Raw genomic sequence first — 24,848 nt, 5'->3', positions numbered from 1 at the left:
ACGAAATTGTACTAACTTCACAACCAACTGCCGATGTCACCATTGCCATCAACAACGGTACGCAAACCGGAACATCGCCAACTAGCTTAACCTTCACTTCAGCTAACTGGAATACTCCTCAAACAGTAACCGTTACCGCGACAAACGATAACGTCGCCGAAGGAAATCATAGCGGCACTATTTCTCATACAGCTACCAGCAGCGACGCCAACTATAACGGAATTACGATTAATTCCGTTACCGCCAACATCACCGACAACGATACCGCAGATCTTGTCATGTCATCTATTAGCGGTAACACCAGTGAAAATGGAGGTATTGCTAACTTTACAGTTGTTCTCACTTCGCAACCGACTGCTGACGTTACAGTTAATCTTGCCAGTTCTAATTCCCAAGAAGGCACGGCTCCTGCTAGTATTACCTTTAATGCAAACAACTGGAATCAAGCACAAACTGTTACCGTAACAGGTGTTGATGATAATATTGATGATGGCGATATTACTTACAATATCCAAACTAGCGTTGTTAGTAGCGATCCGATTTATGCTGCGATCGCTCCCAACAATGTAACCGTTACCAACATCGACAATGACACGGCTGGATTTACCATTACACCAACCAGTTTAAGCACGAATGAAACTGGTACGCAAGCTAACTTTACCGTCAAACTGGATACTCAACCTACTGCCGACGTTACGATTAACTTAAGTAGTAGTAATACAGCGGAAGGAACAATTGATAAATCTTCCCTGACTTTCACCTCTGGGAATTGGAATACAGCACAAACTGTAACGATTACAGGAATTGATGATAGCATCGCTGATGGCGACAAAGCTTACCAAATTATCACCGCCGCTGCTATCAGCACAGACAGCAATTACAACAATCTCAATCCTGTCGATATCAACGTCACCAATACGGATAACGATATCGCTGGATTTACGATTACTCCCACCACCTTAACGACGGGAGAGAATGGCACAACTGCTACATTTACCGTCAGACTGAATACTCAACCTACTGCTGACGTGACTTTAAATTTAACTAGCAGCAATCCGGCGGAAGGGACAATTGATAAATCTTCTCTGACTTTTACTGCTAGTAATTGGAATACGGCGCAGACTGTGACGATTGCAGGAGTTGATGACAATATAGTTGATGGCAACAAAGCTTATCAAATTATCACCGCCACTGCTACCAGTACCGACACCAATTACAACAATCTCAATCCTGTCGATATTAATGTCACTAATACGGATAACGACAGCGTTAACGTTAGCATAACTCCCGTTACTGTCAGTCAACCTGAAGGAAATAGCAGTGCGATCGCCAATATAGAAGAAAATTGTTTCTGCAAGCAGATAGTTTATCCCAATCTAGATACGCTGACTGCTGAAGCAGGGTCAAAGCGATCGCTAGTTTTACCCAATACAGTCAGCAGCACGATCGATGGTACTGCAAATAACGATATTCTCATTGTTACGAATATTAGCGAAGCCATCAATGGTTTGGATGGCGATGACTTTCTATTTGGTAGTGCTGGCAACGATAATCTCTACGGTAATGGTGGTAATGATACTGCTTTTGGTGGGAGCGATCGCGACTTCATCCTTGGCAATCAAGGCAACGATCTCCTCAACGGCAATACAGGTAACGATGTCCTCAACGGTAACCAAGGCAACGATACTGCTAGAGGCGGTCAAGGTAACGACTTCGTGCGTGGCGGTCGAGATGATGACCTAATTTGGGGCGATAAAGGCGACGATACCCTAGCAGGAGATCAGGGTAACGATACAGTATTTGGCGGCAACGGCGAACCTTTTGGGGGAGATGTTCAAGGACGAGACTTGCTATTTGGCGGCAGCGGCGATGACCTACTCAATGGCAATCAAGGCAACGACACCTTGTTTGGCGAAGACGGCAACGATACAGTACGCGGTGGCAAGGAGGATGACATCGTTGTTGGGAATGCAGGCAATGACTTGCTGTTTGGCGATTTAGGTAATGACAGTCTTTGCGGGGAAGCAGGAAATGATACTATCTTCGGTGGTATTGGTAGCCCGATTCCCGTTGGTGCTAACGGTCAACAAGATTGCATCTGTGGCGGTGAGGGTAATGACTTGCTATTTGGCAATGAAGGACAGGATAAACTTAACGGAGATGAGGGAAATGATACCCTCATGGGCGGTAAGGATAATGACACCCTGACTGCTGGTGCTGACAATGATAGACTGATTGGCGATTTGGGTAACGATCTTCTTGCAGGAGGTACTGGTAGCGATAGGTTTGTTTTATTACCTGGTAAAGACACCGACACGATTGGAGATTTTGAGGATGGGATAGACTTGCTAGAAATCGGCGGCAATTTGAGTTTCGCTCAGTTGAGTATTATCAAAAGTAATAACGCTACTTTAATTAACGTAACTCAAACGGGTGAGCTATTAGCTATTCTCAATGGAGTGCAAGCTAACTTGATTACCCAGCAGGATTTTACCTTACTCTCATCCGCCTAAAAAATTATCTACTTCTTCTTTTCTCTTCCTTCTTCTTCCTTCGTGTTCTTCGCGTCTTCGCGGTTCAATAATACTATTCTTCGGGCAGGAAAGGAGTAATTCGCTAACGAGTATGTCACAGATTCTGATTGTTGATGACCATCGCCTGCTGCTAAATGGAACGATTAGTTTGGTTGGCGATCGCTTTCCGAACGCACAAATCCGTTCGGCACAAACAGCGCAAGAAGCTCTCACGCAAATACGAGAGAATATACCTGACCTAGCGATCGTGGATTTGTCCATCCCAGAGACATCAGGAACGACTGCACACATTGAACATGGATTGAATTTGCTCAAGTGCTTGATGCAGGATTATCCACACCTGAACCTGATGGTGCAAAGCAGTAACGTCAAGGCATTAGTTCGCATCATGCCGGAAATTGACAATCATCAGGGCGGATTTACGATCGCAGACAAAAGTCTGCCAGTAGAAACCTTCCTAACGCGGATGGAGTGGGCAATGCAAGGGTTAACGCACACGAAGGATCTGCAAACAGATTTGGAAGTGAAACCAGAGTGGTTGGAGGTGCTGCGACTGGCATTTGAAGAGGGACTTCAGGATAAAGCGATCGCTCAAGCAATGCACAAATCAGAAAGAACGATCCGTCACTATTGGTCTAAAATTCAGGATGCACTGGAGATCTATCCTGAAGAGGGTAAAAATATCCGGGCAATCACCCAAATACGTGCCCGCGAAACCGGATTAATTGACTGATATCATGTCCTTAAGCAAAGGTTGCGTAACTGCTAATAGTTAATTGCTAATAGCTGCTCTCTTGCAATTAGCAATTAGCAATTAGCCATCCATACACTACCGATACCATCGGAAATGATATGAAGGGCAATGTCTATAGTTCCTGATCCTCAAAATATATTAAAGCGGCGAGTGGTTTTGGCAATTTTGAGTTTGACGACAATGGGCGCAACTATTGCCACATTTCTGCATCGACTGCAACCAAACCCTCATATCGTTGACCTGATTGCGCCGACCTTGTTGGCGATCGCATCCTTTATTTTACTGATTCGCCTCTACAAAAAACCGGAGAGCTTGCAACAAGTGACGCATCTGGCGTTACTGGGGGCGGTAATGTTTATAGTGGTGCCGAGTTGGTTATTTACGATCGAAGCGATCGCATCATCGGACACAACCCTTGTAGGTAGTCTGCCCCCCCTAACATCAGCTTTGTTCGTGTTGACAATGATGATGCTGATCTCCCTGCGTCCCCAGAGATTGCTGATTGCAATTATAGTTACATGGATTGCGATCGCTGCCCCAATTCTCACCTACTTAATCCTGCATCCGCCAGAATTACTCACCTCACGCGGATTGGATTTATTCATCTCCCTCGGACCAGCAATGGGGATACAAATTGTCCTAATTCTGTTTTATAACCGTCTCCAGGATATGGTCGATCGCTTATATACCGAGCGTCTCCAATATTATGCCCAAATTGTCGAGCGGCAGGCAATTCGTCAGCAAGCAATCGAACAAGCTTTTACCCAAATTCATAATGGCCCCTTGCAAACCCTAGCACTCCTGCTGCGGGATGTGCAAAGAGAACAGATGCCATCTCAACAATTGTTTCAACGCTTGGAAGAACTTAATTTAGAGATTCGGGCAGTGGGGCGCAGTCTCACCGATGAAGTGTATCCAGACACCCTAGAAACAGCTACTTCCGAACAAACCCTGCGTCTGGGGGAAGGTACTTGTATCGATCTCAACCGCCCCCTACATAATTTATTGCACGAAGTTTATGCCCTGACTTTAAAGCGCAATTTACCCTACTTCAAAACCATTCAAGTCAAAGTGCGGAATTTCGCGCCCCTTGAGCAATCTACCCTCACTCTGGAAATGAAGCGAGACTTGTGTTTGTGGTTAGAGGAAGCTTTGTGCAATGTGGGGAAACACGCTGAGGGAACGACTCGAATTGTAGTGACGGGACAACATCACGAAGGGCAATATATCCTCAAAGTGCAAGACAATGGCGCTGGACTAAAACCCGGTGAGGAACAACAGGGAACAAAGCAGGGTAAAGTTTTGGCAAAACGATTGGGGGGACAGTTTCGGCGAGAATCTTTGCCCAAGGGAGGAGTGATTTGCGAACTTTCTTGGGTAGTGGAATCATAGCGATTGTTGAAGTTGTTGCTTCAAATCCCGGATAGCAGCGCTGGTGTTGCGTTCGTAAGCAATTTCTACACAGCGAGCGATCGCTTTTTGTAAATCAAAGTCTGGAAAATAGATGCTTTGGGTTTGAAGTTGATATTCTCCACCTTGCAACTGGTAAATTAATAATTGCTGTTTCTTGAATAGCCACACTTCTGGAACCTGATAGGGAAGATAATCTTGCACGTCGGAATAACTGGTGACATCAATTTCGATGACTAAATCTGGTGGCGGATCGTTTTGCCAGTCAATCCGCTTTTTGCCGCACACGGTTTGCCAGTTATTAATGTAAAAGCAATAGTCTGGTTCAATGCCGCTTTCTTCTGGCAGTGTCATGGTCACAGGCGTAAACGCATCGTATTCTCGCCCATCCCAATCTAAAAGGGTTGTGACAATACTGGCAATCAGATGGGCATCTTTTCCGTGTACGGGTAATGGTGACATCAGCAACACTTCTCCATTGCGATACTTGAGGCGCGGGATCGAACCGTCTCCCCGGCGATCGCACAAACTCTGATACTCTTGCCAAGTTGCAGGTAACCGCACTACCGACCCCGGAGGCAATTGAATTTTTTCTGGTGAGACGAGGGCAAACACGATCTGAAGCTCCCCTTTTGCAGCCGCTAGTTGCAATCATAACAGGACTGGTGTGGGCGATCGCGAGTCAACAGATAACCCACGTAGGATAACGGCTCAAATCAACGGCGGTAGATAACCTCGAAATTGTTACGCTTTCCAGATATTGCTAAGGCAAAGTCCAGTTTTCTAGCTGTATTCCGGTAATGCGTTCGCGTAGCGTGGCGTCAGCCGTATCGTAATGACGAGTATTGTTGGTAACTAGAATTTTACCGAAGAAAGGCAGAGGGCAGGAGGCAGGAGGCAGGAGGTTTTAAAAATTTTCCTTCTGTCACAGGGTTTAGAGCAAGCAAATTTATTTATAACAAGCCAATATATGCAGGTATCAGTATTGAGTAAATAAGTCACAGACTATATTCTGAGTTGGAAAAACTACGGCTGCCATAGATATCTTTGATGATTTCCTCATCTGTGCGATCGTCTTCCCAAGCGCCAAATGTTTCCATAAACTTTTCGAGGGCATGTTGTGTTGATGTTTCTTTTGGTTGTACTTGTTTACTTGGCAAGTTCATCATTTCTTCTTTGATTACTTGGCGAACGACTTTTGTTAATAGCGCTTCTAAGTCGGCTACTGCGATCGCTTCTTCCATTTCTTCTAGAGAAACAGCTTTTTTACCTTCTTCATACAGCATCCCAGATAATTCTCGGACATCAATCTTGGCAGGTTGTAAATAAACCTTGCCATCTGTCCCGATGGCAAAATCGATTGAGTCGCCGGGTTTCAGTTTGAGCCATTCTATAATTTCTGAAGGAATTGCAACTTGTCCAGAGTTAGTTAATTTTGTTATTGCCATCCTTGGTTCCTCTGTCTTCCCCTACCTAGTATAACTCTCGCACCACAGATTTTTGGCTCTTTGCCAGTCGATCGATCGGTGGGTAATTCACCTAGTCGTTGCTTCAAATCCTGGATAGCAGCGCTGGTGTTGCGTTGGTAAACAATTTCTGCACAGCGAGCGATCGCTTGCGACTTCTCCCAAGCGATCGCGTTTTATCTGTTGCTCACTACAAAAATGTAACAGTCTCAATCTCACTCAATTTTTGTTAACTTTGACCACGCTCGAATTCTGTCTTTAAAACTACGCCATTCGTCATAAATCTCCTTAAATACTTTGTCTGGCTGAGCAGTTCCAATAATTTCTTTGTTTCCTTTTCAGCGGCTTCTAGAACATCGTCGTTAAACCGGAGTAATTCAACGCCTTGTCTCCGTATTTCTTTTAGTGCAAAGCTATTTTTTTGTTCGTACTCATTCAAAATAATTGTGTAGGTTTCATGACAAGCCAGTTTAAAAATTTCTTGGTAATAAGGCGGTAATTTATTCCATTCATTTATGTTGACTTGAACATCAAATGTCGTACTTGGTTCCCACCAGCCTGGATAATAGTAAAAGTTTGCTGCTTGATTTAGACCTAACTGAATATCGTCATATGGTGAAGTCCATTCAACAGCAAAAAAACGTCCATCTTTAAGCCTTTTGATAGCTTCATCTACTGAAATCGGCGGACTTAATTCATCATGAGTTGTCATCCCCAATCTTTTAAAAACATCTGCTCCTAAACCAGGAATTCGCACAATCTTATTTTTATCTTTAAGATCGCTTAACGAATTAATCTTTGCTTTGAACCAACCTCCCATCTGTCCTCCCGTAGCTCCTGCGGGAAATGGAATTACGTTTAAGCCTAGTTTTTCCTTGTAGATAGATTGTATAAAGGTCAATTCATCATCAGGATTCTTTTTATAATAAAGCCAAGCAGTTTGCTCTTGGGGACTGAGGCCAAAGGGGATAGCACACCCAAAAAATAGCGATCTATATTGCGGAGTATTGTAGTAGATACCACTATAGCCACACTGGATCTCACCTTTTCTTAGTATTTCCTCCGTTTCTCCAGTTCTGTTTAGGTTGATCTTGAAGCGATTGTTCGTCATTTCTTTGACGAGCTTGCAGACTTGTTGTGGAGCATCATAAAGAATAGTTTTTCTAACATTTTCGCTCAGAAAAGTGTGCATTTACCATGAAATAGGCGGGAATTCATCATCAGTAGGCGGAGGAGTCGGAGTCGTCGGATGGATAATCTTATGAAAGAGGTAACCGCCTGCTAAACCTGTCCCACCAAAAGCCGTATAAGTAAGAAACTTACGACGTGTTTTACCAGTAGGTTGATCTCCAGTTGAGATTGGCGTATTAGGAGGCCGGTTCACCCTAATTGTATTTGCAAACCCTCTCAATATGCCAGCAGCATTCTCTATAGATGAAATATCGTTATTTGTTGGTAAATTTCTGGCGATATTCGACAGCATAGAAGATAGTTGATTGGCTGTTTGTTGACCGATATCTTGACCAATAATTCCTGGCAATTGCTGAGCATAAGTTTGCAGTTCACTCCATTTACTGTTAGGTACTTGCCCCTTCTGGAGTTGCTTTACGCTTTCCCGGAGACATTCCTCAATATTCTCAAGGTATTGTGCAATACGTTCACGGTTTTCTTCTCCAGCTTGCTGTGAGCGATCAATTACTTCAGACAGTACCTTTACAACTTCAAGTAACTCTGCTAACATTTTTCTTCCAAAGAGTGATTGATAAAGTTATACAAAGATTTATGTCCTCAATCCGGAAAAATTTCTAAATTCATCAATCAGTGTTAGCGAAGGTGACAGATCCTCAGCAATTAACTTGGGATAACGCTTCACAACCGATCGTCACCCAAAGCCTGCCTCGATCGACACAACTGCAATAGCGATCGCTATGCTGTAATAGAGCATCAGGGGCAAACATCGTCTGAAGCTCCCCTTTTGCAGCCCGTAATTGCAATGATAATAAGGCTGATGTGGGCGATCGCTCCTGGTTTTTAGTCGCAATTTGCGCTCAACCAATACAGTGCTTTGCAGGAAAGACTCAAGCTTGAAAGCGAACGTGTTGGAGCGATCGCACTTGTGCAATGGTTTCAAAGTCGCGATCGTTGTGAATCAAAAGTAAATTATTTTCCAGTGCAGCTTGAGCAATGCAGCAGTCAATTGGGCTGCGAACGGTAAGTCCTTGGCGGCGCAAGTCATAGTAGATGCGGGCAGCCGCTTGCCAGGAATGAATCGTGAGTTCAACGTAATCTTGTGTTTCGAGATAGGTAGAGAGAAGATCCCATTCTTGCTCGTTTAGACTACCTTGAAGCAATTCAAGCTGAGTGAATCGGGTGAGTAGGACTTCACGATCGGCAATCAAAGTTTCCAGTTGCTGGCGAACTTGACCAGTGCGATCGCGGAAGACGCCGATCCAAACAGATGTGTCAATCAGCAACATGACGAGTTTCTCGCATGGCTTTGTGGTTGAAGTCTGGGGCAAACTGAATTTGTCCGGCGAGGTCGAGAAGATTTTTCTTTTTGCGCGATGATCCAGAGGAGCCACTTCGCGATCGCACAAGTTCTTGCAAAGCCAAGTTAATCAGTTCTTCCTGAGTAGAAAGATTGGTAAGTTGAAAGGCTTCGTTGAGAAGGGAATCATCAAGATTGAGAGTTATTTGCATAGGGTAACTATAATAAGGCAATGAGTTTCAGGAATGCTTCGGTCTTACATGTAGTATAGTACCTTAACCGTCTGAAGATATTTCAGGGTATAATACTAGGGGCTTGGGGAAGTCCGCTGCATGGCGATTGTTACGCGGGGATTTTTCCCAACTCATAGGGTTGGATCAGAATCTCAGCCGGAATCCCCAGTTGTTGATTCAACTTCCGAATCATCTCCAAGGTCAAGGAACGTTTACGAGATAATACCTCAGATACCCTAGCCCGACTGCCGATACATGACTCTAGATCGCGACGAGACCATCCACGGGTGTCCATGTAGTACTCAATCGCTTCGATCGGATCGGGGATTTCGATCGGAATGTGTTTCTTTTCGTAGGCTTCTACTAAGGTGCTAAGTACATCTAATCGATCGTACTCAGGAGTATTTGGGGAGGCATTAAACAGTAACTCGATCTCTTGAAGGGCTTCCTGATAGTCAGTTTCAGTTCTAATTGGGCGCAATTCCATATATCTACCTCTGTTTAAACTATTTCTGCATCTACTTTGTCATACTCGGCATGAGTGCCAATAAATCGGATGAAAATAATACCAATGTCATAGCGAATTGCCACAATCAGCCGATAGTTGTTGCCTTTGATGTTGAAAACGACACGGTTGTTGGCAATGATACTGGCATTACGATGAGCAGTCTTCACATCGGCTGGACTCTGCCAGTTGGCGTGAGACGCTTCGTAGAACCAAGTTTTCAGTGCTTCTTCGGCATCGGGATGAGATTCCCAGAAGTCTCGTAAGGTGCTGCGGGACAAGATACGCATAGCGTCTATGATAACGCGCTCCCAAAATGGGATCAAGAGATTTGATTGTGCCGTATAGGACTGGTAATTTTTACAGGACTGCCATGGGATATGCCAAAGGCACGCAACGCGAAGGCACCACAAATTTTTGAGTATTTGCCAATCGCTCAATAGCTGGGTAATTAACCTAGTTGTTGCTTCAAATCCCGGATGGCAGCACTGGTGTTGCGCCCTTAAGCAATTTCTATATAGCGAGCGCTCGCTGTCAAAAGTCGCTAGAAAGATATATTTATTAAATATTGAGTTGCAGCTAATAAGGCAGCGAGGGATATGAATCAAGAAAAAAGAGATGCTTCTGAGCTATTTTATTCTTTCTTCTCCTCAATTAAACCTCCTCAGCCTATAGGCACTTCTACTCAAGATGAGTGGCTCTCTCATGTTTCACCTCATGGTGCGATTGAAGAACTCGCAGCAAATCTGTGGCACGTAACCGGCACTTTGCCTAGTTCTACTATGGTTCCGCGTGAAATGGTACTTTATAGATTAGCAGACGGTAGCCTACTGATTCACAGCGCGATCGCTTTAAATCAACCGGGAATGGCACAACTGGAGTCTTTAGGCACGCCTAACATCCTGATTGTACCTAACCGCATCCACAGACTTGATGCTGGTATCTATAAACAGCGCTATCCGAAGCTTTTAGTTGTTTGTCCAGCAGCAGCAAAACCCTATGTCGAACAAGTGGTAGCAGTAGATGGAATCGCAGAGGAAATTTTACCTGCATACGGAATTACTTGTCACGCACCTGCTGGTATTCGTCCGCAAGAACTCGTTTACGAACTGCCACTACCGACGGGAAAAGCATTGGTGTTTACAGACATTCTATTTAACTTAAACAAATCATATTTCGAGCAGAACTTACCCACAGGTAAATTTCTGTTTCAATGGTTAGGAACAAGTGCAATAGGAGCGAGTGGATTTTTCGGTATTACTGGCTTGGGTAGGCAGTTTTTTATGACCGATCGCAATGCCTATCGCCAGTGGTTAGAAGCATTAGCTGATAGTATACCTGACTTGCAGGTTATTTCTGTCGCTCATGGTAGTCCAATCGTTGCTGATTGTAACTATCGATTGCGTGAGGCAGCCGCACGCCTGTTGTAGAGATCCTGGTTGGAGAACTTCTACTATTAACCCAAGTTGCTAGTTATAACTATCGTGGGTTGCACAGCAGAAGCTAATCGCAAACTTGCTAATTGCTGATCGGAATATTTGGCGGTTCTACCATTAGCAACCCTAAAAAGATAACTAGCAACTTGCGTTATTAGCCTCTTTTGCAATATCTGACGATTGAATATGCCAAATCCAAGATCGACCAAACCAAAAGTTTACTATGCCTGATTACGTCAATGCTTTATGGGAATCTCAATCATGAATTTTGTCCCGCTGCCAACTGTAGAATCAAAGGTTAATTGACCCCCATGTTTTTTGATAATAGCATAGCTGACAGATAAACCTAAACCTGTACCGCTCCCCACTGGTTTAGTTGTAAAAAATGGCTCGAATATACGTTTTTGAATCTCGGCGGGAATCCCACAACCATTATCAGCGATCGCAATTCTTAACCGCAAGTTTTCTCTCACTTCAGTTTGAATCTGAATCAGCGGATTTATAACGTCCTTGATCGCATCTAGAGCATTACTGATAATACTCATAAATACTTGATTCATCTCACTAGCATAACAGGTGACATGAGGCAGGTTGCCATACTCTTTAATCACTTCTACCTTGGGTTGATTATCAGTTCCTTGCAAGCGGTTTTGTAAAATTAGTAAAGTGCTTTCAATTCCCTTGTGCAAATCTACCGCTTTCATCTCGGCTTCATCTAAGCGAGAAAAATTCCGCAAACTCAGGATAATTTGCCCGATACGTTCGCTTCCCACTTTCATCGATTGCAGAATCTTAGTTAAATCTTTCCAGATAAAATTTAACTCTATTTCTTCTATTTTCGCTTGAATTACTGCACTGGTTTCAGGATATTCTTGCTGATAAAGTTCCAGCAAACTCAGCAAATCTTTGACATAATTCTCTGTGGGTTCAAGATTACTCTGAATAAAAGTCACTGGATTGTTAATCTCGTGGGCTATCCCTGCTACCATTTGACCGAGGGCGGACATTTTTTCACTCTGAATTAATTGTGCTTGGGTTTGTTGTAAATTTATTAATGCTTGCTCTAAATCAACAGCTTTTTGCCTTAAATCTTCAGTTTTTCGCTCGACTTCGGCTTCTAATGTATGGGAATAGTTTTCGATTTCTTGGTACAAACGGGCATTTTCTAGCGAGATGGCGGCTTGGCTGGTGAGGATTTGGAGAATATCGACGCGCTCGCGACTAAAAGCTCCCGCTGTTAGATAATTTTCTAAATACAAAATGCCGAGGGTTTTTCCCTGTTTGCTAATGGGAGTACAAAGCACCGATTTAGGTTGATGGCTGATGATATAGGGATCGCCTGCAAATTGTTCAGATGAACTGAGATGATCAAAAACTGCCGTGGCTCGACTCCGTGCTACCGAGTAAATCAAACTTTGGGGAATTTCCTGATATCGAGGGAGCGGAATATCTAGCATTTTTATTGATGCTTCTCCAGCTTGAGCGACTACCAGCCATTGTTCATGTTGGTAAATAATTAAACACCCACTGGTAGCCCCAGCATTGGTCATGGCAATTTGCATCAAACTTGCTAACAGTTTTTCTAATTCAATTTCCTGTGAAATCGCTTGTGCTGCTTTCATCACAGCCGGAAAATCTAACCACAAATTCTCATTACTACTGGAGCTAGTTGCACTTTTGATCGCAGTCGCAATCGTTGACGATGATTTGATAGCAAAGTTAGCTGGTTGGAGGATAGCCTCTAGTAGTTGTGGATAGCTTTGTTCTAAATCGGCAACTTTCGCCTTCGCGCCCCATCGGGCATAACAGTAGTATGCTTCTTGCATATAGCCTGCGGCAATTTTTTCTTTTCCCCAATTGAGGTAGAATTTGGCGGCGAGTTCGTTAGCAAGTGCTTCTTCTTGGATATATTGGTTTTCCTTGGCAAGGGCAATGGCGCGATCGTACCAATCTCCTGCTTCATAATTATGGCCTAAAACCCGGCATTTTTCTGCTTCTATTAAGTCAATTTTATGTTGGTGATTCATGGGAGCATAGTGCGCCCACTTAGCCAGAGTATTTTGATGGGTTTCCACCAGAGCGAGCGTGTTCGCTTGTTCAATTTCTGACTGGGTAGAGAAGAGTGCCAAGTAGGTTAACCCGGCATAGAAATGGAAAACCGGAGTATGAATTAATCCTGCCACTCCCATCATATAGAGATTAGCTTGGGCAATGTACTCTAGGGCATTGGTGTAGTTGCTAAAGACATAGGCAAGCATCAGTTTGTAGATATAAGCAAAAGCGATCGCATTCAGCTCATTATCCTGATGGTGCTTAGGAATCATCAACTTTTCATCGTAAGCAGTGCCGGTTAATAAATCCGGTCGCTCGACAATTTCCCTCCAGTTCTGCACCATCTGTTGTTTCATCTTCAGGTAAGCCAGAGGAGAATCTTGCTTGACAGTTCCTAAGATAACACAGTAATTTTCTAGTTCTAGCTCCCAATCGTCCAGAGCAACTCCCGCGAAGAAATTATCATCAAAATAACCACTCATATTGTGACCAGCATCTAGGAAATTACCCGTTTCCATTCCCGCCAGATACCCCTCTTTCAGAGTAGGGATTGTTGCTCTGAGTGCTTCAGTACGATGCTGGAGAAAACTGGCAAACCAAAGTAAAGTTATGCACTTGAATTGCCGCACATTCAACCGCTCGAGTAAGCCCATTGCCACTCGCCCAAAGCTATAGCCCCTTTCGACTTCTCCCAAAAAAGCAGACAGTACCATGCCATAACCTGCATAGCCGATGGTTGATGCGGGTGCATTGCCAAATTGAAGTGATAAACTCACCATTGTAGAGCAAAGCAGAGAAAGCAACTCCGGATTTCCTAGAAAAATGGGGATAAACAACATGGCTAACAGTTGCATCGCCGCAATCATCTGAGGCTCGCTCATCACAGGCAGGTTAACCAATTCCTCGATCGGTTTGCCCTGGAGTCGATCCCAAAGGATTTGTAGCACTTTGTCAGTCAAGGCTGAGTCAGGTTCAGAGGAGAACTCAACCCCCAATTGCCCTAGGGCATTTCTGCCTACAGCGATCGCTTCCAACATCCGCACCTGGGCTGTCAGGGCGCTGATTTGAATCTCGTAAATCTTCACTTTATCTAGTATTGTGTGGGCGGATTGCAAAACCTGGGCTGCCATTGATTCCATGCCCTCAAAATCGGCATTCAAGTAAGCCGTTTCCGCCGCAGCCACATAAATATTCAAAGTTAATTCATACTGAGTTTGCCAACAGTTTTCGGCGAGCAAATCCAGCCCAATTTGCACAAAACTTCTGGCGGCTGCATAGGCTGTAGAATGTCTGGCTTTGTGGGAGGCTGCTAAGTTAAGTCTGGCTAAGGCTTCCCGTTCACTGGGTTGAGCAATCAACTCAATTCCTAAATTTAAATGCCCGACAATATCAAACAGCTTTTCCTCTTTTTCTATCTCTGATAAGTTTTGTTGGAGTAGTTTTCCGATTTTGAGATGAGTCGCCTGTTTTTGGTCTGAGGGAATCAATGAATAAGCGGCTTGTTGGACGCGATCGTGCAAAAATCGATAAGTCGGATTAGCGGAAGTCTTAAAGACTTCATTACTATCAGATTGGGTAAATAACTTATAGATTTCGGTAGTAGGAATCACCAAACCTTCTTGCAATGCTTTCCATAAAGCTGTAGCCGTACTTTCCTGCGATCTCTCGCTGATAATTCCTAAGGTATTCAAATCAAACTGCGCCCCAATACAAGCCGCTAGTTTGAGAATATCCTGAGTTTCTTTGGGCAATTTCTCTAATTGCAATGCCATGAATTCAACGACATCATCAGTAATTGCTAAGGCTTGGACTTGGGCAATATCGCATTGCCACCCCCCTTGACTTCCCCCCTTAGTAAGGGGGGACTGAGGGGGGATAAACTTAATTAACTTATCATCATGTAAAGCTTTGAGAAACTGAGTCGCAAAGAAAGGATTACCCTTAGTTTTTTGATAGACTAATTTGGTTAAGGGTTGGGCAAGGGATGATTCACAATTTAGCGGATCTGCCACTAACCGATTCAGATCGGTTTCGCTTAACGGTGGCAATGTAATTGTATTAACCGTTGCTCCCGTTTTGACAATTTCATCCACTGTTAAAATGAATGGATGTACTGGTGAGACTTCATTATCTCGATAAGCGCCTAATATCAATAGATGTCCTGTATCTTGCATCAATAATTTTAGCAAAGAAAGCGATGCAGAATCTGCCCATTGCAAGTCATCTAAAAACATTACTAAGGGATGTGCAATACTGGTAAAGACTTGGACAAATTTTTGAAATAGGAGATTAAAGCGATTTTGGGCGGCAGTTCCTGATAATTCTATAGCTGGTGGCTGTTTACCGATGATGCTTTCTAATTCAGGAATCACGTCAATTAAAACTTGTCCGTTCTCTCCTACTGCTTTGAGAATATTGGCTTTCCAGCTTGGCAGTTGGGCATCGGATTCTGATAGTAATTGCCCGATTAAGTCGCGGAATGCTTGCACAAAAGCGCTGAAGGGTATGTTACGTTGAAATTGGTCATATTTGCCTTTGATAAAATAACCACGCTGTCTGACAATGGGTTTATGAACTTCATTCACGACTGCGGTTTTCCCAATGCCAGAAAATCCAGCAACTAGCATCATTTCTGTCCCCCCTTTAGTAAGGGGGGGCAGGGGGGGATCGCTAACTCTATCAAACGCAGCTAATAGTTGCGAGACTTCTTTTTCTCGACCGTAGAGTTTTTCGGGGATAGTAAAGCGATCGCACAAATCCCGCGTGCCAATCTCAAACGGCGAGATTTTACCTGTTTCCTCTAGTTGGGTGAGACAATTGTGCAGATCGTGTTTCAATCCCAAGGCACTCTGATAGCGATCTTCGGCATTCTTTGCCATCAGTTTCATGACGATATCCGACAGGACTTGGGGAATCGTTTCTCTGTTCTCCAATCGGGGCGGCATTTTCGCAATGTGGCAATGCACCAACTCCATCGGGTCATCGGATTGGAAGGGCAATTGTCGGGTTAACAATTCAAACAGGGTCACTCCCAAGCTATAGAAATCACTGCGGTAGTCAATCCCCCGATTCATCCGTCCGGTTTGTTCGGGAGAAAGATATGCCAGCGTTCCTTCCAGGCGATTGGGGTTTTTGATTTCTTGGGTTTCCTTTGGCAGAAGTGAGGCGATGGAAAAGTCGATTAACTTAACTTGTTTTGTATCTGGATGGATCAGAATATTGGCAGGTTTAATATCTTTGTGGATAACGCGACAGGCGTGCAAGTCGTGGAGGATGTCAGCCAATTGCAGGGCGATTGACAACACTTGTGCGATCGCAACTGCCTGGTTGCGAGTATAATCTCGCAAAGAAACGCCGCCAAAGTCTTCCATCACCAGTGCGTAGCCGTTGCGGTACGGTTCTAGGCTGTAAGGATGGATAATTCCAGGAATGTCGAGGTTTTTGGCGATCGCATATTGATTGCGAAACTGCAACAGATCGTGGAAGGTAGGATAGTCTTGTTGCAGCAGTTTGAGGGCGACTGCCTGGTCATCCAGCAATCGAATACCCCGGTAGACAGCGGTTCTACTGCCACAATACAGTCGCTCCATTAGACGATAGCCAGCTAGAGCAACGGTTGTATTGCAGGTGGTATTCATCGGCACTGACCTCATTTGGCAAAATATCAAGAGTAGTATGCCCTAAAGGGCAGTCGCGCTAACAAATGGTCTACGATATCCTGATTCAGAAACGAAGCAAGATCAAGGCAAAACTCAGCGGCAGCAGATAAACCAATCGCTATGCTGTAATAAAACGTCTGTCCTTTCACGATCGCATAGTTGGCAGCCATGACTCAAAGCCTCAACCCCACAGGGTTGCCCCCCGCCTTTCCCGACCACACGCAGCTTCCCGAATCTGACGGCACGTTTGTGAAAAACTTTCAAGCACATCCCCAGAGTATCTTGCTCACCGATTCCTTAGAAACCACACTGCAAACTCTCCACCCAGACGGACAGTATGCCATCGGGCAAGATTGTGGCATCTACTGGCGCGAAACAGACCCTCCCGAACGCGGTGCCGAAGCGCCGGACTGGTTCTACCTCCCCAACGTCCCGCCTCGATTAGACGGTCAATATCGCCGCTCTTACGTGTTGTGGCGCGAGTATGATAAAACTTCACTCAACTTCTAGCCATTTGTAGCCAATTGTGGTAAATTATTGACAAGTTGTCGGTGTTGGTAATGCAGCTAGTCGAAAAGCATATTATCTCTCGTCACCACTGGCTTTATCAACAGCTAGACAATTTATGCTTTCTCTCCAAAAATATGTTCAATTACGCCAATTATTTAATTAGACAAAAGTTTATTAATTCAGGAGAATACCTGGACTACTATCAAGTTCAAAAACTTTGTCAAGGCACACCGGATTATGCCGCCCTACCAGCTAAAGTTAGTCAGCAAACTTTATTAAGACTAGATGAAAGCTGGAAATCTTTTTTTGCAGCAACTAAAGCATACAACGAGCAAAAAGAAAAGTTTTTTGCTCGCCCTCAACTACCGTCTTACAAACACAAAAATTTAGGTCGGAACGTTGTCACCTATACCTCGCAAGCAATTTCTAGCACTATGTTGAAAAAAGGTATTATTCATTTATCGAAAACAGAAATTTTTATACAGACTAAGGTCAAAAAAGTTAACCAAGTAAGACTGGTGCCAAAAACTTACCAGATCGTCGTGGAAGTGGTTTATGAGGCCAGAGAATCATCAGGGGAAAACCAAGACTATGAGGCAATTGCAGGCATTGATATTGGGTTAAACAACCTCGCGACTATCACGTCAAATCAAAAGGGGTTTAGACCCATTTTAGTCAATGGCAGAATCATAAAGTCTATCAATGCCTATTATAATAAAAAGCGCAAGTTCAGGCAATCTCGTTTAAGGGGAGAGAAAAAAACATCTAGAAAAATTCAGCAGCTAACTCACAAACGCAACTGCAAGATAGATAACTATCTGCACAATGCTAGTCGCTTCATTATTAATCACCTGGTAGCTAACCGCATCGGGACACTGGTGATTGGAAAAAATGACGGCTGGAAGCAGGAAATAAACTTAGGTAAGCGAAATAATCAAAACTTTGTTTCTATTCCTCATGCTCGGTTGATTGAGATGCTAACCTATAAAGCGCAGTTAGTCGGGATCAAGGTGATTGTGACTGAAGAAAGTTACACATCTAAGTGTTCGGTGTTAGATGCTGAACCAATTGGTAAGCATGAGCAATATAAAGGGAGAAGGATCAAACGTGGATTATTTCGTGCGGGTGATGGGACTCTGATTAATGCCGACGTCAATGGCAGTGCTAATATTATCCGCAAAGTATTCCCCAACGCTTTTACCGAGGGGATACAGGGCGTTGTAGTACGTCCCGTAAGGGTTACTCCTTACAAAATGGTTGGAGAAGGCAATTGGAATAAATGTCTATCAAACCTGTAACTATGCTGTTCCTCTAATTGCGATCAAATTTGCCAGTGGCGATGGTTCTGAAGAACGGGACAATACCCCTTTATCTCGTTTGCCAGAAGGCGGCAACCAGAAACCAGGCAATTTCTGGGTGTACGAGCAGATTATCCGGATTCCCTACTACGCTATCTACATTATCCAAAGTGGCGAACTGGAAGTTTACAACTGGGTGAATACTCGCTATCGTCGTTTGCAACCGAACGATCGCGGACATTATCCGATCGAGCTGATGGGTGTAGAATTAGGTGTCTGGGAAGGCAGCTATCAAAATCAAACCCAACAATGGTTGCGCTGGTGGGATAGCGAAGGGAACTTGTTGTTGACGGGGAGCGAACGCGCTAGGCTGGAGGGCCTGCACGCCGAACAGGAACGGCAACGAGCAGAAGCCGAACGCCAACGCGCTGAAGCCGAACGCCAACGTGCCGATCGAGAACAGCAACAGAAAGAGCGATTGGCGGCTTATTTGCGATCGCAAGGTATCGATCCCGATCGGATTTGAGCCTTGGCGGGGGCTGTATTTTTTGAGGATAGGGAAAGCGCTAAAAACAGTTGCAAAAAACCTACCTATTTTTTATTAAACCTACTCAAACCCCATAGGATTTACTTGTATTGACAGGGCTGATAAAATGTAATTACGCTTGATTAATGCGGGTTGTTAAGGCTATGATGGCGTGAAAACCATAAAACACCACAGCACAAATTAATCGTATACTACAATTGAATACTTGATACCTCAAGGTGGCAAACTCTAACTGGGGAAAAGTGGTCAAGGCTGATTGTTGAGCGAAAGCCGAGCAATCAGCAAGCAGCAATGCGCTTCTTTTTACCTTGAGGAAGTTATACCGCAGACTTGGACTAATTCTAATTCTATTCGTCATGAGTAGATTTAGGTAGGTTGTTAGAAGCGGTGCGAGCGCTTGGAAGAAGTTGCAAGCGCTCGCGTTTCACAAAAATGTAACGTTCCGCTTAACCCGCCGCAGATAAACTCGAACGCCCAGTAGAAAAGCTCTCGACGGTCAAGTTCAAGCAGATTGTTATGCCGCGATCGCTATTCCATATCTCCAATTTCCGCAATACCTCGACCTGACAAGATGTAAACCCATTCTTCTTCATTCTGGTGAGCTAGCCTAAACCGCTCCGCAGACACCCTTCACCTACCGCCCTACCGAAACCTCGAAATAATTCAATCTTGAATAACCTCCAAACCGCTGCCATGACCTAGAACGAACGGGACTTACGCACGACGATCCGAGAAACCGGGTTTCTGCGTCGATCTTTAGTTTCAAAGCGACGATTTTTCATAGAAACTTTGGTGTTTGCGTAAGTCCTGACGAAGCGGCACAACGGTTGCAATCAGCGGCGGCGAGTAATCTTGAACTCAGCACCTATTTGCGATCGCAAGGCATCGATCCCGATCTCATTTGAGCTTTGGCAGTAGCTGTATTTTTCTTCAGCTGCCAGTACTCAACTTTACCACGCTTCCTGCAATAACTTTCCAGTTGTTTTCAAAGAGCTTCCAAACTCTGAGGTAGCGGAATTTACCATTAATTTCCTGCCCTAAATAGTTTCCTTTGATTTCTACCGTGACGGTAACAACAACGTCGTCTCCGATCGAACTTAGCATTTGATCGCTCGATTCAACTGTATGCAAGTTGATGTTTCCCGAACGGTAATTGTTCAGATCCATCGCTTTGGTTACCGTTTCGCCAGTCGGCCCGTTGAACAGGAGATCGTCGTGAAGCAGTAGATCCAAAAGTTCCACGTTACTGGTTTTCATCGCTTCCAAGAGATTTTTCTCGCTGGCGACGATCTGGGCTTTGCGGGTAGCGTCCATACTGTTTGTTGTTTGATTTGACCAAAGATGAGTCGATGGTACAGGGTGTGAAGCAGGTGAGCAACACCGAAAAAAATAATTGCTCTGTTGCTCAATTGTATTCTTTATGGATTCATTTATTAAGATACTACCTATTCCTTTGTTATGATAATCTGTTAAGACACATAATGGCCCAATACATAATACTTCAAAGCCATCATTTTTATCATTTATAATCCTTGATTTTTAATATATAACATTTGTTAATATCCTATTTATATGGCAGACAACGTCTAATTCCTTAACGAATGCTTTCACTTTTATGATTTTATGCAATATTAAATGCTCATCACATCCAGGCTTGTATACATCCCAAAATGATTCACGTGTAATCATCTCAGTTTCTCTATAATCTGATTCAGTTTCGAGTCGAATAGAATAATTCATGTGTAAATCCTGATGCTGTCGAGATTGCCCTTTATCTGACTGGAGTCCATCCATTTTCAGAGCATACTCCTGCTTCTGTTCTAGGAGATATGCACCAATAAGTGTTTCCATCAAATACCACACCATCGCTGACGTAACTCAACTCAGAAATGCGTCTCCACTCTTTCTCCCCTCCCTCGTCGTAATATCGATACTGTTCGCCCTTGACTTCTAAACCTTGATCGGTTCCTCCGATGATATACAAACCCTCTGCAATAGGAGGTTGGTAAAGATTTGACTCACAGAGCGTTCCTTCCCCCTTACAGCCTTTAGCTATTTGTCCATTAGGGGATAAGCTATATATTTTATCATAGTCATAGTTTAAAATTAAGCCAAATCCATTTTCTAATCTGATTCGATTTGAGAATTTTCCCCTATATTGAACTGAACTGCTAACTGTACCGTGAATTTTAATTATAGTCGTTCCATCTGCTTGAATAGTAATTGATTGACCCGTTCCAGTTCCACCTAGAAAATTAAAAAATATAATTCCTACGAATGGCAGTTTCTGTGTGGCATCAGGAGACGATGAGCTTTGTTGAGTGTCCGTCCTTTTCTCAATGAACCAACGCCAAACTTGACGTTCTCTATTGCTAGCTCCAGCTGTTATAGCTGATACAACTAACAGTTCTCCTGCTGCATTGGTAAACTCAAACCGACAAGGCCCCAGTCCTGTCCCAGAACAGTCTTTAACCTCCTGATACCCCAAATCAAATAACTCTCTGACAGAAGTATCGTTAAGGTTGGGCGCATCACCCTGTAAGTGGGGTTGCCAACCTTTTTGAATTAGAACTTCTCGTGCTTTCTTATATGGCATACCTTCTTGAAGACCAAACCGATCTGAAGCAGCGGGAGAATTCTCTGTGTTGGCTTGAATTTCCTCACTGTGAAGATTGATAGTTGAGGTGTTTTTGCCTTGCTGCACGCTAGAAGTTGCAAGGCTTGTACATCCAGGTGCGATCGCTCCAACTAAACTTGCAAGAATAACTACTGTAACGATAGAAGGACAAGAACCCCAGTTTTTCAACATCATACGATACAAACCTTGTTAGAACATGTGAAACTTTAAATCAACAACATCAATATACCTCTCCAAAAATTACCCTCAAAGGTGGGCAGAATGCCCACCCCACAATAGTTATTGGAGAAATATGATGCACAATTCAGATAATTTCCGAACGATTTTTCATCGATATTTCCGATTTTACAAGTTGTTTTTCAATCGCATCGCACGCCAAGCCTACACCATTTTCTGCTTGCAAAATACACCCAATTTCTGCTGCTTTTGCTGCATAGCTAGTATTATCTAACAATTGGCGTAACTCCTTCGCAACTCGCAATGCACAATACTGTTGACGGGAAATGGTGCGCGATGTTCCTAATCGTTCGACTCGTGCTGCATTGTCGGGTTGGTCGTGACTGTAGGGCATCACAAGCGTGGGACGACCTGCGCGTAATGCTTGAGCTGTTGTGCCAATTCCGCCTTGATGCACAATTGCACAAGCACGAGCAAAAATTTGAGAGTATGGCGCATAGCTAACTGCAATGATGTCTTCTGAAAGATTTTCTGGAGGTGCGTTATTACCTATTAGCAAAACTGCACGGCGGTTTAGTAGCTTTGCAGCTGGAATGCTTTCTTGGTAAAAGTTACCAGGAAACATGACTGCGGCTGAACCAAGGGTGAAAACAATCGGGGCTTCACCTGCATCTAAAAATTGCTCTAGTTCTGGTGTGAGTTTCGCTTTGCCCTCGCTGCCATCATAGAATGTAAACCCTGTAATGACGGTATTTGCAGCCCAATCCGGTTGAGGTTTTGCAAATGCTGGCGAGAACATTGCCAGCACAAGGTAGGGAGAATATTTATCATCAATAAAGGGATTGCCAACGAGGGACGGCAAGCCGAGTTCGCGTCGCAGTTGATGAATCGGTTCCGCCCAAGATTTAGCAATTATTTTGGATAGCTGAATAATGCCTCGGTTGACGATAGAACCCAGCCCGCGCAGTTTGGCTAAAAATGGAAATACAGCGATAACAGATGGGTCGTAAACTGACATAAATGAGGCTGGTTGTAGGACAGTAAACGTCCACGGAATCCCTAATTTTTCTGCAACCAATCGAGCCGCCACCACCCCTTCACCCGCAATGATGAAGTCTGCATCTTTTGCAATGTGCATTAAATCTGTATAGGTTTCGCGTAAACTTGCACAAACCCAATGGCGGATGACATACTCCGTACCCGTTTTCAGATCCATCATCCGCGCCATCTCTTGAGGATCGTTGAGAGCGGTATTGTCAGGTCGCATCCGATGAAACTCAAATCCCAAGGCTGCAATTTTGCTTTGATATTCTTTGTGCGTTGCAAAGACCACATCGTGACCGCGCTTGCGTAATTCAAGCGCGAGGGCAATTTTGGGATGCAAATCGCCAAAGGAACCAATCGTGGTTAAAACAATCCGACTCACTCTGAAAGCCTCTCGATCGGCAGTACTCGCATAAACATTATTGCTTGATTTTAAATCTTCTCAATCCCACCACAGGCTTTTGAGTTTTTGCCAGTCGATCGAGCAGTGGGTAGTTCTCTCGGCTGTCTGCGCCAACGATTTGTTGTGCCGCGCTGCTTCTCATACAGTCAGGACTTACGCACGACGATCGTATCACCTTTGTTTCTGCTTAGATCTCTGGTTGACAAAGCGACGATTTTTCCAAGAAACTTTGGTGTTTGCGTAAGTCCCGACAGTACTGTACTACCTCCCTTAAATACTCTTGTTACAGTACTCTAAGCCAGTCAAAATTACATCTTCTAACCACTGCTTGAAACGTTCTATTAAATTCTCTTCTTCATCTGCGTAGGACAACTGGAATGGAGAATCTGTTAAAGACTGAATATCGCTGATATTGCGTTCGCCTTCCTCAGAATCATCTCTATGGTAAGCACATGCAGTACATACAAGTAACCCTCGGTATTCATGCCCGAGAACATGGAATGAAAGAAGAAGTGTTGTTGATGTTTCTACAGTAATAACTAATTGAATCCAAGTGTGGTAGTTTCGAGTATTTGCAAAGTATCCCAACTGTTTAGCTGTTTCCACAACTTGGTGGCGATGGAAATATGAACGATTGTCACCAATAGGTGCATCAATTTTACGAACCTTTCGCTCTACATCACTTACCAAATTTTGAAGTGATAGTTTGATTTCAGCGGCGACTTCTTGTAAACGATTAGAAGCTATCTCAAATAAGCTTGAGGCAAAGCTTTCAGCTTTATTACACCGATCTTGAATAGATGCTGACTGATTTTGTTTCAATTTGTCAGCGATGGAGGAAATGATAACTTGAGTTCTTCTTGCCTCTGAAAGAACTTGATCTGATAAACCAAGGCTTCTCAGAAAAGCTTGCTTTTGGCTCTTGGCAAAGAGATTAATTAAGTTGGATAAATCGCCTTGATCTGCGTCTTCCAAGGCTGCGATGTAGACTGCTCGATCATCACGGGTGAGAACCAGAGGAAACCAACTGGCTTGAATAAAAACTAAACTCGCTAGACAACGAGCAACACGACCATTTCCTTCTTGGAATGGATGAATTTGTGTCAAGCGGTGGTGCAACCATGCTGATTCAATTTCAGGAGGAACTCTTTGAGCGCGATGTTGATGATGTAGTGCAATCAATCTGTCCATCTCGGATGCAACTTGCTCAGGAGGACAGTATTCATGAACAGTGCCATCTGCTCCCAGAGGATTGTTGGGTTGACGCTTCCAGTCACCTTTTATCAAAGAAACGCGAAATATTTTTTCTGTAAGTGGGTCTAAAGCTTCTGTACTATCTTGGCTCTGAGTTAGAAGTTGATGTAACTGCTTTATATAAGAGTTTGATAGTGTTCTTTTTCCGCCTACGAAATCGAACAATCCTTCAATTGCAGCTGCTTGATCCTTAATAAGAGAAACTACCTGTTTGACCCGACGATCTGTAGCTCTATGCGGAATTAACGCCTGATTGATTCATTGTTCAATCAATCAGCGAGTAATGCCACGATCTATGGTATACTCTAGAAAAAAAGGATTAAATCGCTCTATCTCGGATGCCGCTTGGAATGAGTTAATTTTAAAGCTCGAGTATCTCGCTGCAAAGCTCCGAGTGCGATTCGTTTAGTCGAAATGAATAATAATATTCAGGGATGACT

The 24,848-nt window shown here is 43.8% G+C and carries 18 protein-coding genes and 3 pseudogenes; 7 read left to right on the top strand and 14 right to left on the bottom strand.

Translation table 11 applies throughout. The features are described 5' to 3' along the window. The 3 genes from MiSe_RS36245 to MiSe_RS36235 all read left to right on the top strand — a co-directional run. On the top strand, positions 1 to 2,513 hold a 2,513-nt coding region (locus MiSe_RS36245), incomplete at its 5' end, for a Calx-beta domain-containing protein (RefSeq protein ID WP_307731603.1). Positions 2,514 to 2,625: 112 nt separating this feature from the next. Beyond that, positions 2,626 to 3,267 (top strand): response regulator transcription factor, encoded by a 642-nt coding sequence (locus tag MiSe_RS36240; protein ID WP_226589522.1) that lies wholly within the window; start codon positions 2,626 to 2,628, stop codon positions 3,265 to 3,267. A gap of 129 nt (positions 3,268 to 3,396) precedes the next feature. After that, on the top strand, positions 3,397 to 4,680 hold the full coding sequence (locus tag MiSe_RS36235) for a hypothetical protein (protein WP_226589520.1): 1,284 nt from the start codon (positions 3,397 to 3,399) through the stop codon (positions 4,678 to 4,680). On the opposite strand, the gene MiSe_RS36230 is transcribed toward MiSe_RS36235, so the two are convergent. The 8 genes from MiSe_RS36230 to MiSe_RS36195 form a co-directional block, all read right to left on the bottom strand. Next, entirely contained in the window at positions 4,675 to 5,313 is a 639-nt protein-coding gene (locus MiSe_RS36230; protein ID WP_226589518.1) for a Uma2 family endonuclease, read from the bottom strand. The genes MiSe_RS36235 and MiSe_RS36230 overlap by 6 nt on opposite strands. 383 nt (positions 5,314 to 5,696) lie before the next feature. After that, on the bottom strand, positions 5,697 to 6,146 hold the full coding sequence (locus MiSe_RS36225) for an AbrB/MazE/SpoVT family DNA-binding domain-containing protein (RefSeq protein ID WP_226589516.1): 450 nt from the start codon (positions 6,144 to 6,146) through the stop codon (positions 5,697 to 5,699). Between the two features lie 247 nt (positions 6,147 to 6,393). After that, positions 6,394 to 7,356 carry a TRAP transporter substrate-binding protein gene (locus MiSe_RS36220; protein WP_226589513.1) on the bottom strand — a complete coding sequence of 321 codons (963 nt, stop codon included), beginning with the start codon at positions 7,354 to 7,356 and terminating at the stop codon, positions 6,394 to 6,396. Continuing rightward, positions 7,357 to 7,905 (bottom strand): hypothetical protein, encoded by a 549-nt coding sequence (locus MiSe_RS36215; RefSeq protein WP_226589511.1) that lies wholly within the window; start codon positions 7,903 to 7,905, stop codon positions 7,357 to 7,359. Positions 7,906 to 8,242: 337 nt separating this feature from the next. After that, a complete protein-coding gene (gene vapC / locus MiSe_RS36210; RefSeq protein WP_226589507.1) occupies positions 8,243 to 8,641 on the bottom strand; it encodes a type II toxin-antitoxin system VapC family toxin in 399 nt (132 codons plus the stop codon). Then, the gene (locus MiSe_RS36205) at positions 8,628 to 8,864 is read right to left on the bottom strand and encodes a type II toxin-antitoxin system VapB family antitoxin (protein ID WP_226589504.1); all 237 of its coding nucleotides are present in this window, start codon (positions 8,862 to 8,864) and stop codon (positions 8,628 to 8,630) included. Before MiSe_RS36205 ends, vapC begins: the two co-directional genes overlap by 14 nt. Before the next feature lie 130 nt (positions 8,865 to 8,994). Beyond that, positions 8,995 to 9,372: a helix-turn-helix domain-containing protein gene (locus tag MiSe_RS36200; RefSeq protein ID WP_226589501.1), complete on the bottom strand. Its 378-nt coding sequence runs from the start codon at positions 9,370 to 9,372 to the stop codon at positions 8,995 to 8,997. Between the two features lie 14 nt (positions 9,373 to 9,386). Then, a complete protein-coding gene (locus tag MiSe_RS36195; protein WP_226589499.1) occupies positions 9,387 to 9,680 on the bottom strand; it encodes a type II toxin-antitoxin system HigB family toxin in 294 nt (97 codons plus the stop codon). Between the two features lie 309 nt (positions 9,681 to 9,989). Here MiSe_RS36195 and MiSe_RS36190 point away from each other — a divergent pair, with 309 nt between their 5' ends. Continuing rightward, positions 9,990 to 10,820: a hypothetical protein gene (locus tag MiSe_RS36190; protein WP_226589497.1), complete on the top strand. Its 831-nt coding sequence runs from the start codon at positions 9,990 to 9,992 to the stop codon at positions 10,818 to 10,820. A 242-nt stretch (positions 10,821 to 11,062) separates the two neighbouring features. Here the strand turns inward: MiSe_RS36190 and MiSe_RS36185 are convergent, their stop codons facing one another. Then, positions 11,063 to 16,516, bottom strand: coding sequence for a trifunctional serine/threonine-protein kinase/ATP-binding protein/sensor histidine kinase (locus MiSe_RS36185; protein WP_226589494.1), 5,454 nt, complete (start codon positions 16,514 to 16,516; stop codon positions 11,063 to 11,065). A 26-nt stretch (positions 16,517 to 16,542) separates the two neighbouring features. After that, complete coding sequence (locus MiSe_RS36180) at positions 16,543 to 16,707, bottom strand: hypothetical protein (protein ID WP_226589491.1); 165 nt, start codon at positions 16,705 to 16,707, stop codon at positions 16,543 to 16,545. Here MiSe_RS36180 and MiSe_RS36175 point away from each other — a divergent pair. The 3 genes and pseudogenes from MiSe_RS36175 to MiSe_RS36165 form a co-directional block, all read left to right on the top strand. Next, positions 16,706 to 17,023 (top strand): annotated as a pseudogene (locus tag MiSe_RS36175) (Uma2 family endonuclease); the annotation flags it as partial. The gene MiSe_RS36180 and the pseudogene MiSe_RS36175 overlap by 2 nt on opposite strands. A gap of 74 nt (positions 17,024 to 17,097) precedes the next feature. After that, on the top strand, positions 17,098 to 18,345 hold the full coding sequence (locus MiSe_RS36170) for an RNA-guided endonuclease InsQ/TnpB family protein (protein WP_226589486.1): 1,248 nt from the start codon (positions 17,098 to 17,100) through the stop codon (positions 18,343 to 18,345). A gap of 1 nt (position 18,346) precedes the next feature. Beyond that, a pseudogene (locus tag MiSe_RS36165) lies at positions 18,347 to 18,871 on the top strand (Uma2 family endonuclease); the annotation flags it as partial. A 951-nt stretch (positions 18,872 to 19,822) separates the two neighbouring features. On the opposite strand, the gene MiSe_RS36160 reads toward MiSe_RS36165, so the two are convergent. The 4 genes and pseudogenes from MiSe_RS36160 to MiSe_RS36145 form a co-directional block, all read right to left on the bottom strand. Beyond that, a complete protein-coding gene (locus MiSe_RS36160; RefSeq protein ID WP_226589482.1) occupies positions 19,823 to 20,206 on the bottom strand; it encodes a nuclear transport factor 2 family protein in 384 nt (127 codons plus the stop codon). 457 nt (positions 20,207 to 20,663) lie between these two features. Beyond that, a complete protein-coding gene (locus MiSe_RS36155; RefSeq protein WP_226589479.1) occupies positions 20,664 to 21,704 on the bottom strand; it encodes a hypothetical protein in 1,041 nt (346 codons plus the stop codon). A 130-nt stretch (positions 21,705 to 21,834) separates the two neighbouring features. Beyond that, positions 21,835 to 23,133 (bottom strand): glycosyltransferase, encoded by a 1,299-nt coding sequence (locus MiSe_RS36150; RefSeq protein WP_226589476.1) that lies wholly within the window; start codon positions 23,131 to 23,133, stop codon positions 21,835 to 21,837. A gap of 291 nt (positions 23,134 to 23,424) precedes the next feature. Then, positions 23,425 to 24,711 (bottom strand): annotated as a pseudogene (locus MiSe_RS36145) (Fic family protein); the annotation flags it as partial. Positions 24,712 to 24,848 lie beyond the last annotated feature (137 nt).

The organism is Microseira wollei NIES-4236 (assembly GCF_020521235.1).
GTDB lineage: Bacteria > Cyanobacteriota > Cyanobacteriia > Cyanobacteriales > Aerosakkonemataceae > Microseira > Microseira wollei.
Note: the sequence above shows the minus strand (reverse complement) of the source record. Positions and strands in the feature narration are given on the sequence as shown.

Bases quoted from the DNA above. Each gene is read 5' to 3' on its own strand.
- MiSe_RS36160 (WP_226589482.1), bottom strand. From the start codon at position 20,206: ATGGACGCTACCCGCAAAGCCCAGATCGTCGCCAGCGAGAAAAATCTC.
- MiSe_RS36220 (WP_226589513.1), bottom strand. From the start codon at position 7,356: ATGCACACTTTTCTGAGCGAAAATGTTAGAAAAACTATTCTTTATGAT.
- MiSe_RS36240 (WP_226589522.1), top strand. From the start codon at position 2,626: ATGTCACAGATTCTGATTGTTGATGACCATCGCCTGCTGCTAAATGGA.
- MiSe_RS36200 (WP_226589501.1), bottom strand. From the start codon at position 9,372: ATGGAATTGCGCCCAATTAGAACTGAAACTGACTATCAGGAAGCCCTT.
- MiSe_RS36215 (WP_226589511.1), bottom strand. From the start codon at position 7,905: ATGTTAGCAGAGTTACTTGAAGTTGTAAAGGTACTGTCTGAAGTAATT.
- MiSe_RS36235 (WP_226589520.1), top strand. From the start codon at position 3,397: ATGTCTATAGTTCCTGATCCTCAAAATATATTAAAGCGGCGAGTGGTT.
- vapC (WP_226589507.1), bottom strand. From the start codon at position 8,641: ATGTTGCTGATTGACACATCTGTTTGGATCGGCGTCTTCCGCGATCGC.
- MiSe_RS36225 (WP_226589516.1), bottom strand. From the start codon at position 6,146: ATGGCAATAACAAAATTAACTAACTCTGGACAAGTTGCAATTCCTTCA.
- MiSe_RS36195 (WP_226589499.1), bottom strand. From the start codon at position 9,680: ATGCGTATCTTGTCCCGCAGCACCTTACGAGACTTCTGGGAATCTCAT.
- MiSe_RS36155 (WP_226589479.1), bottom strand. From the start codon at position 21,704: ATGATGTTGAAAAACTGGGGTTCTTGTCCTTCTATCGTTACAGTAGTT.
- MiSe_RS36180 (WP_226589491.1), bottom strand. From the start codon at position 16,707: ATGGCTGCCAACTATGCGATCGTGAAAGGACAGACGTTTTATTACAGC.
- MiSe_RS36185 (WP_226589494.1), bottom strand. From the start codon at position 16,516: ATGAATACCACCTGCAATACAACCGTTGCTCTAGCTGGCTATCGTCTA.
- MiSe_RS36205 (WP_226589504.1), bottom strand. From the start codon at position 8,864: ATGCAAATAACTCTCAATCTTGATGATTCCCTTCTCAACGAAGCCTTT.
- MiSe_RS36170 (WP_226589486.1), top strand. From the start codon at position 17,098: ATGCAGCTAGTCGAAAAGCATATTATCTCTCGTCACCACTGGCTTTAT.
- MiSe_RS36190 (WP_226589497.1), top strand. From the start codon at position 9,990: ATGAATCAAGAAAAAAGAGATGCTTCTGAGCTATTTTATTCTTTCTTC.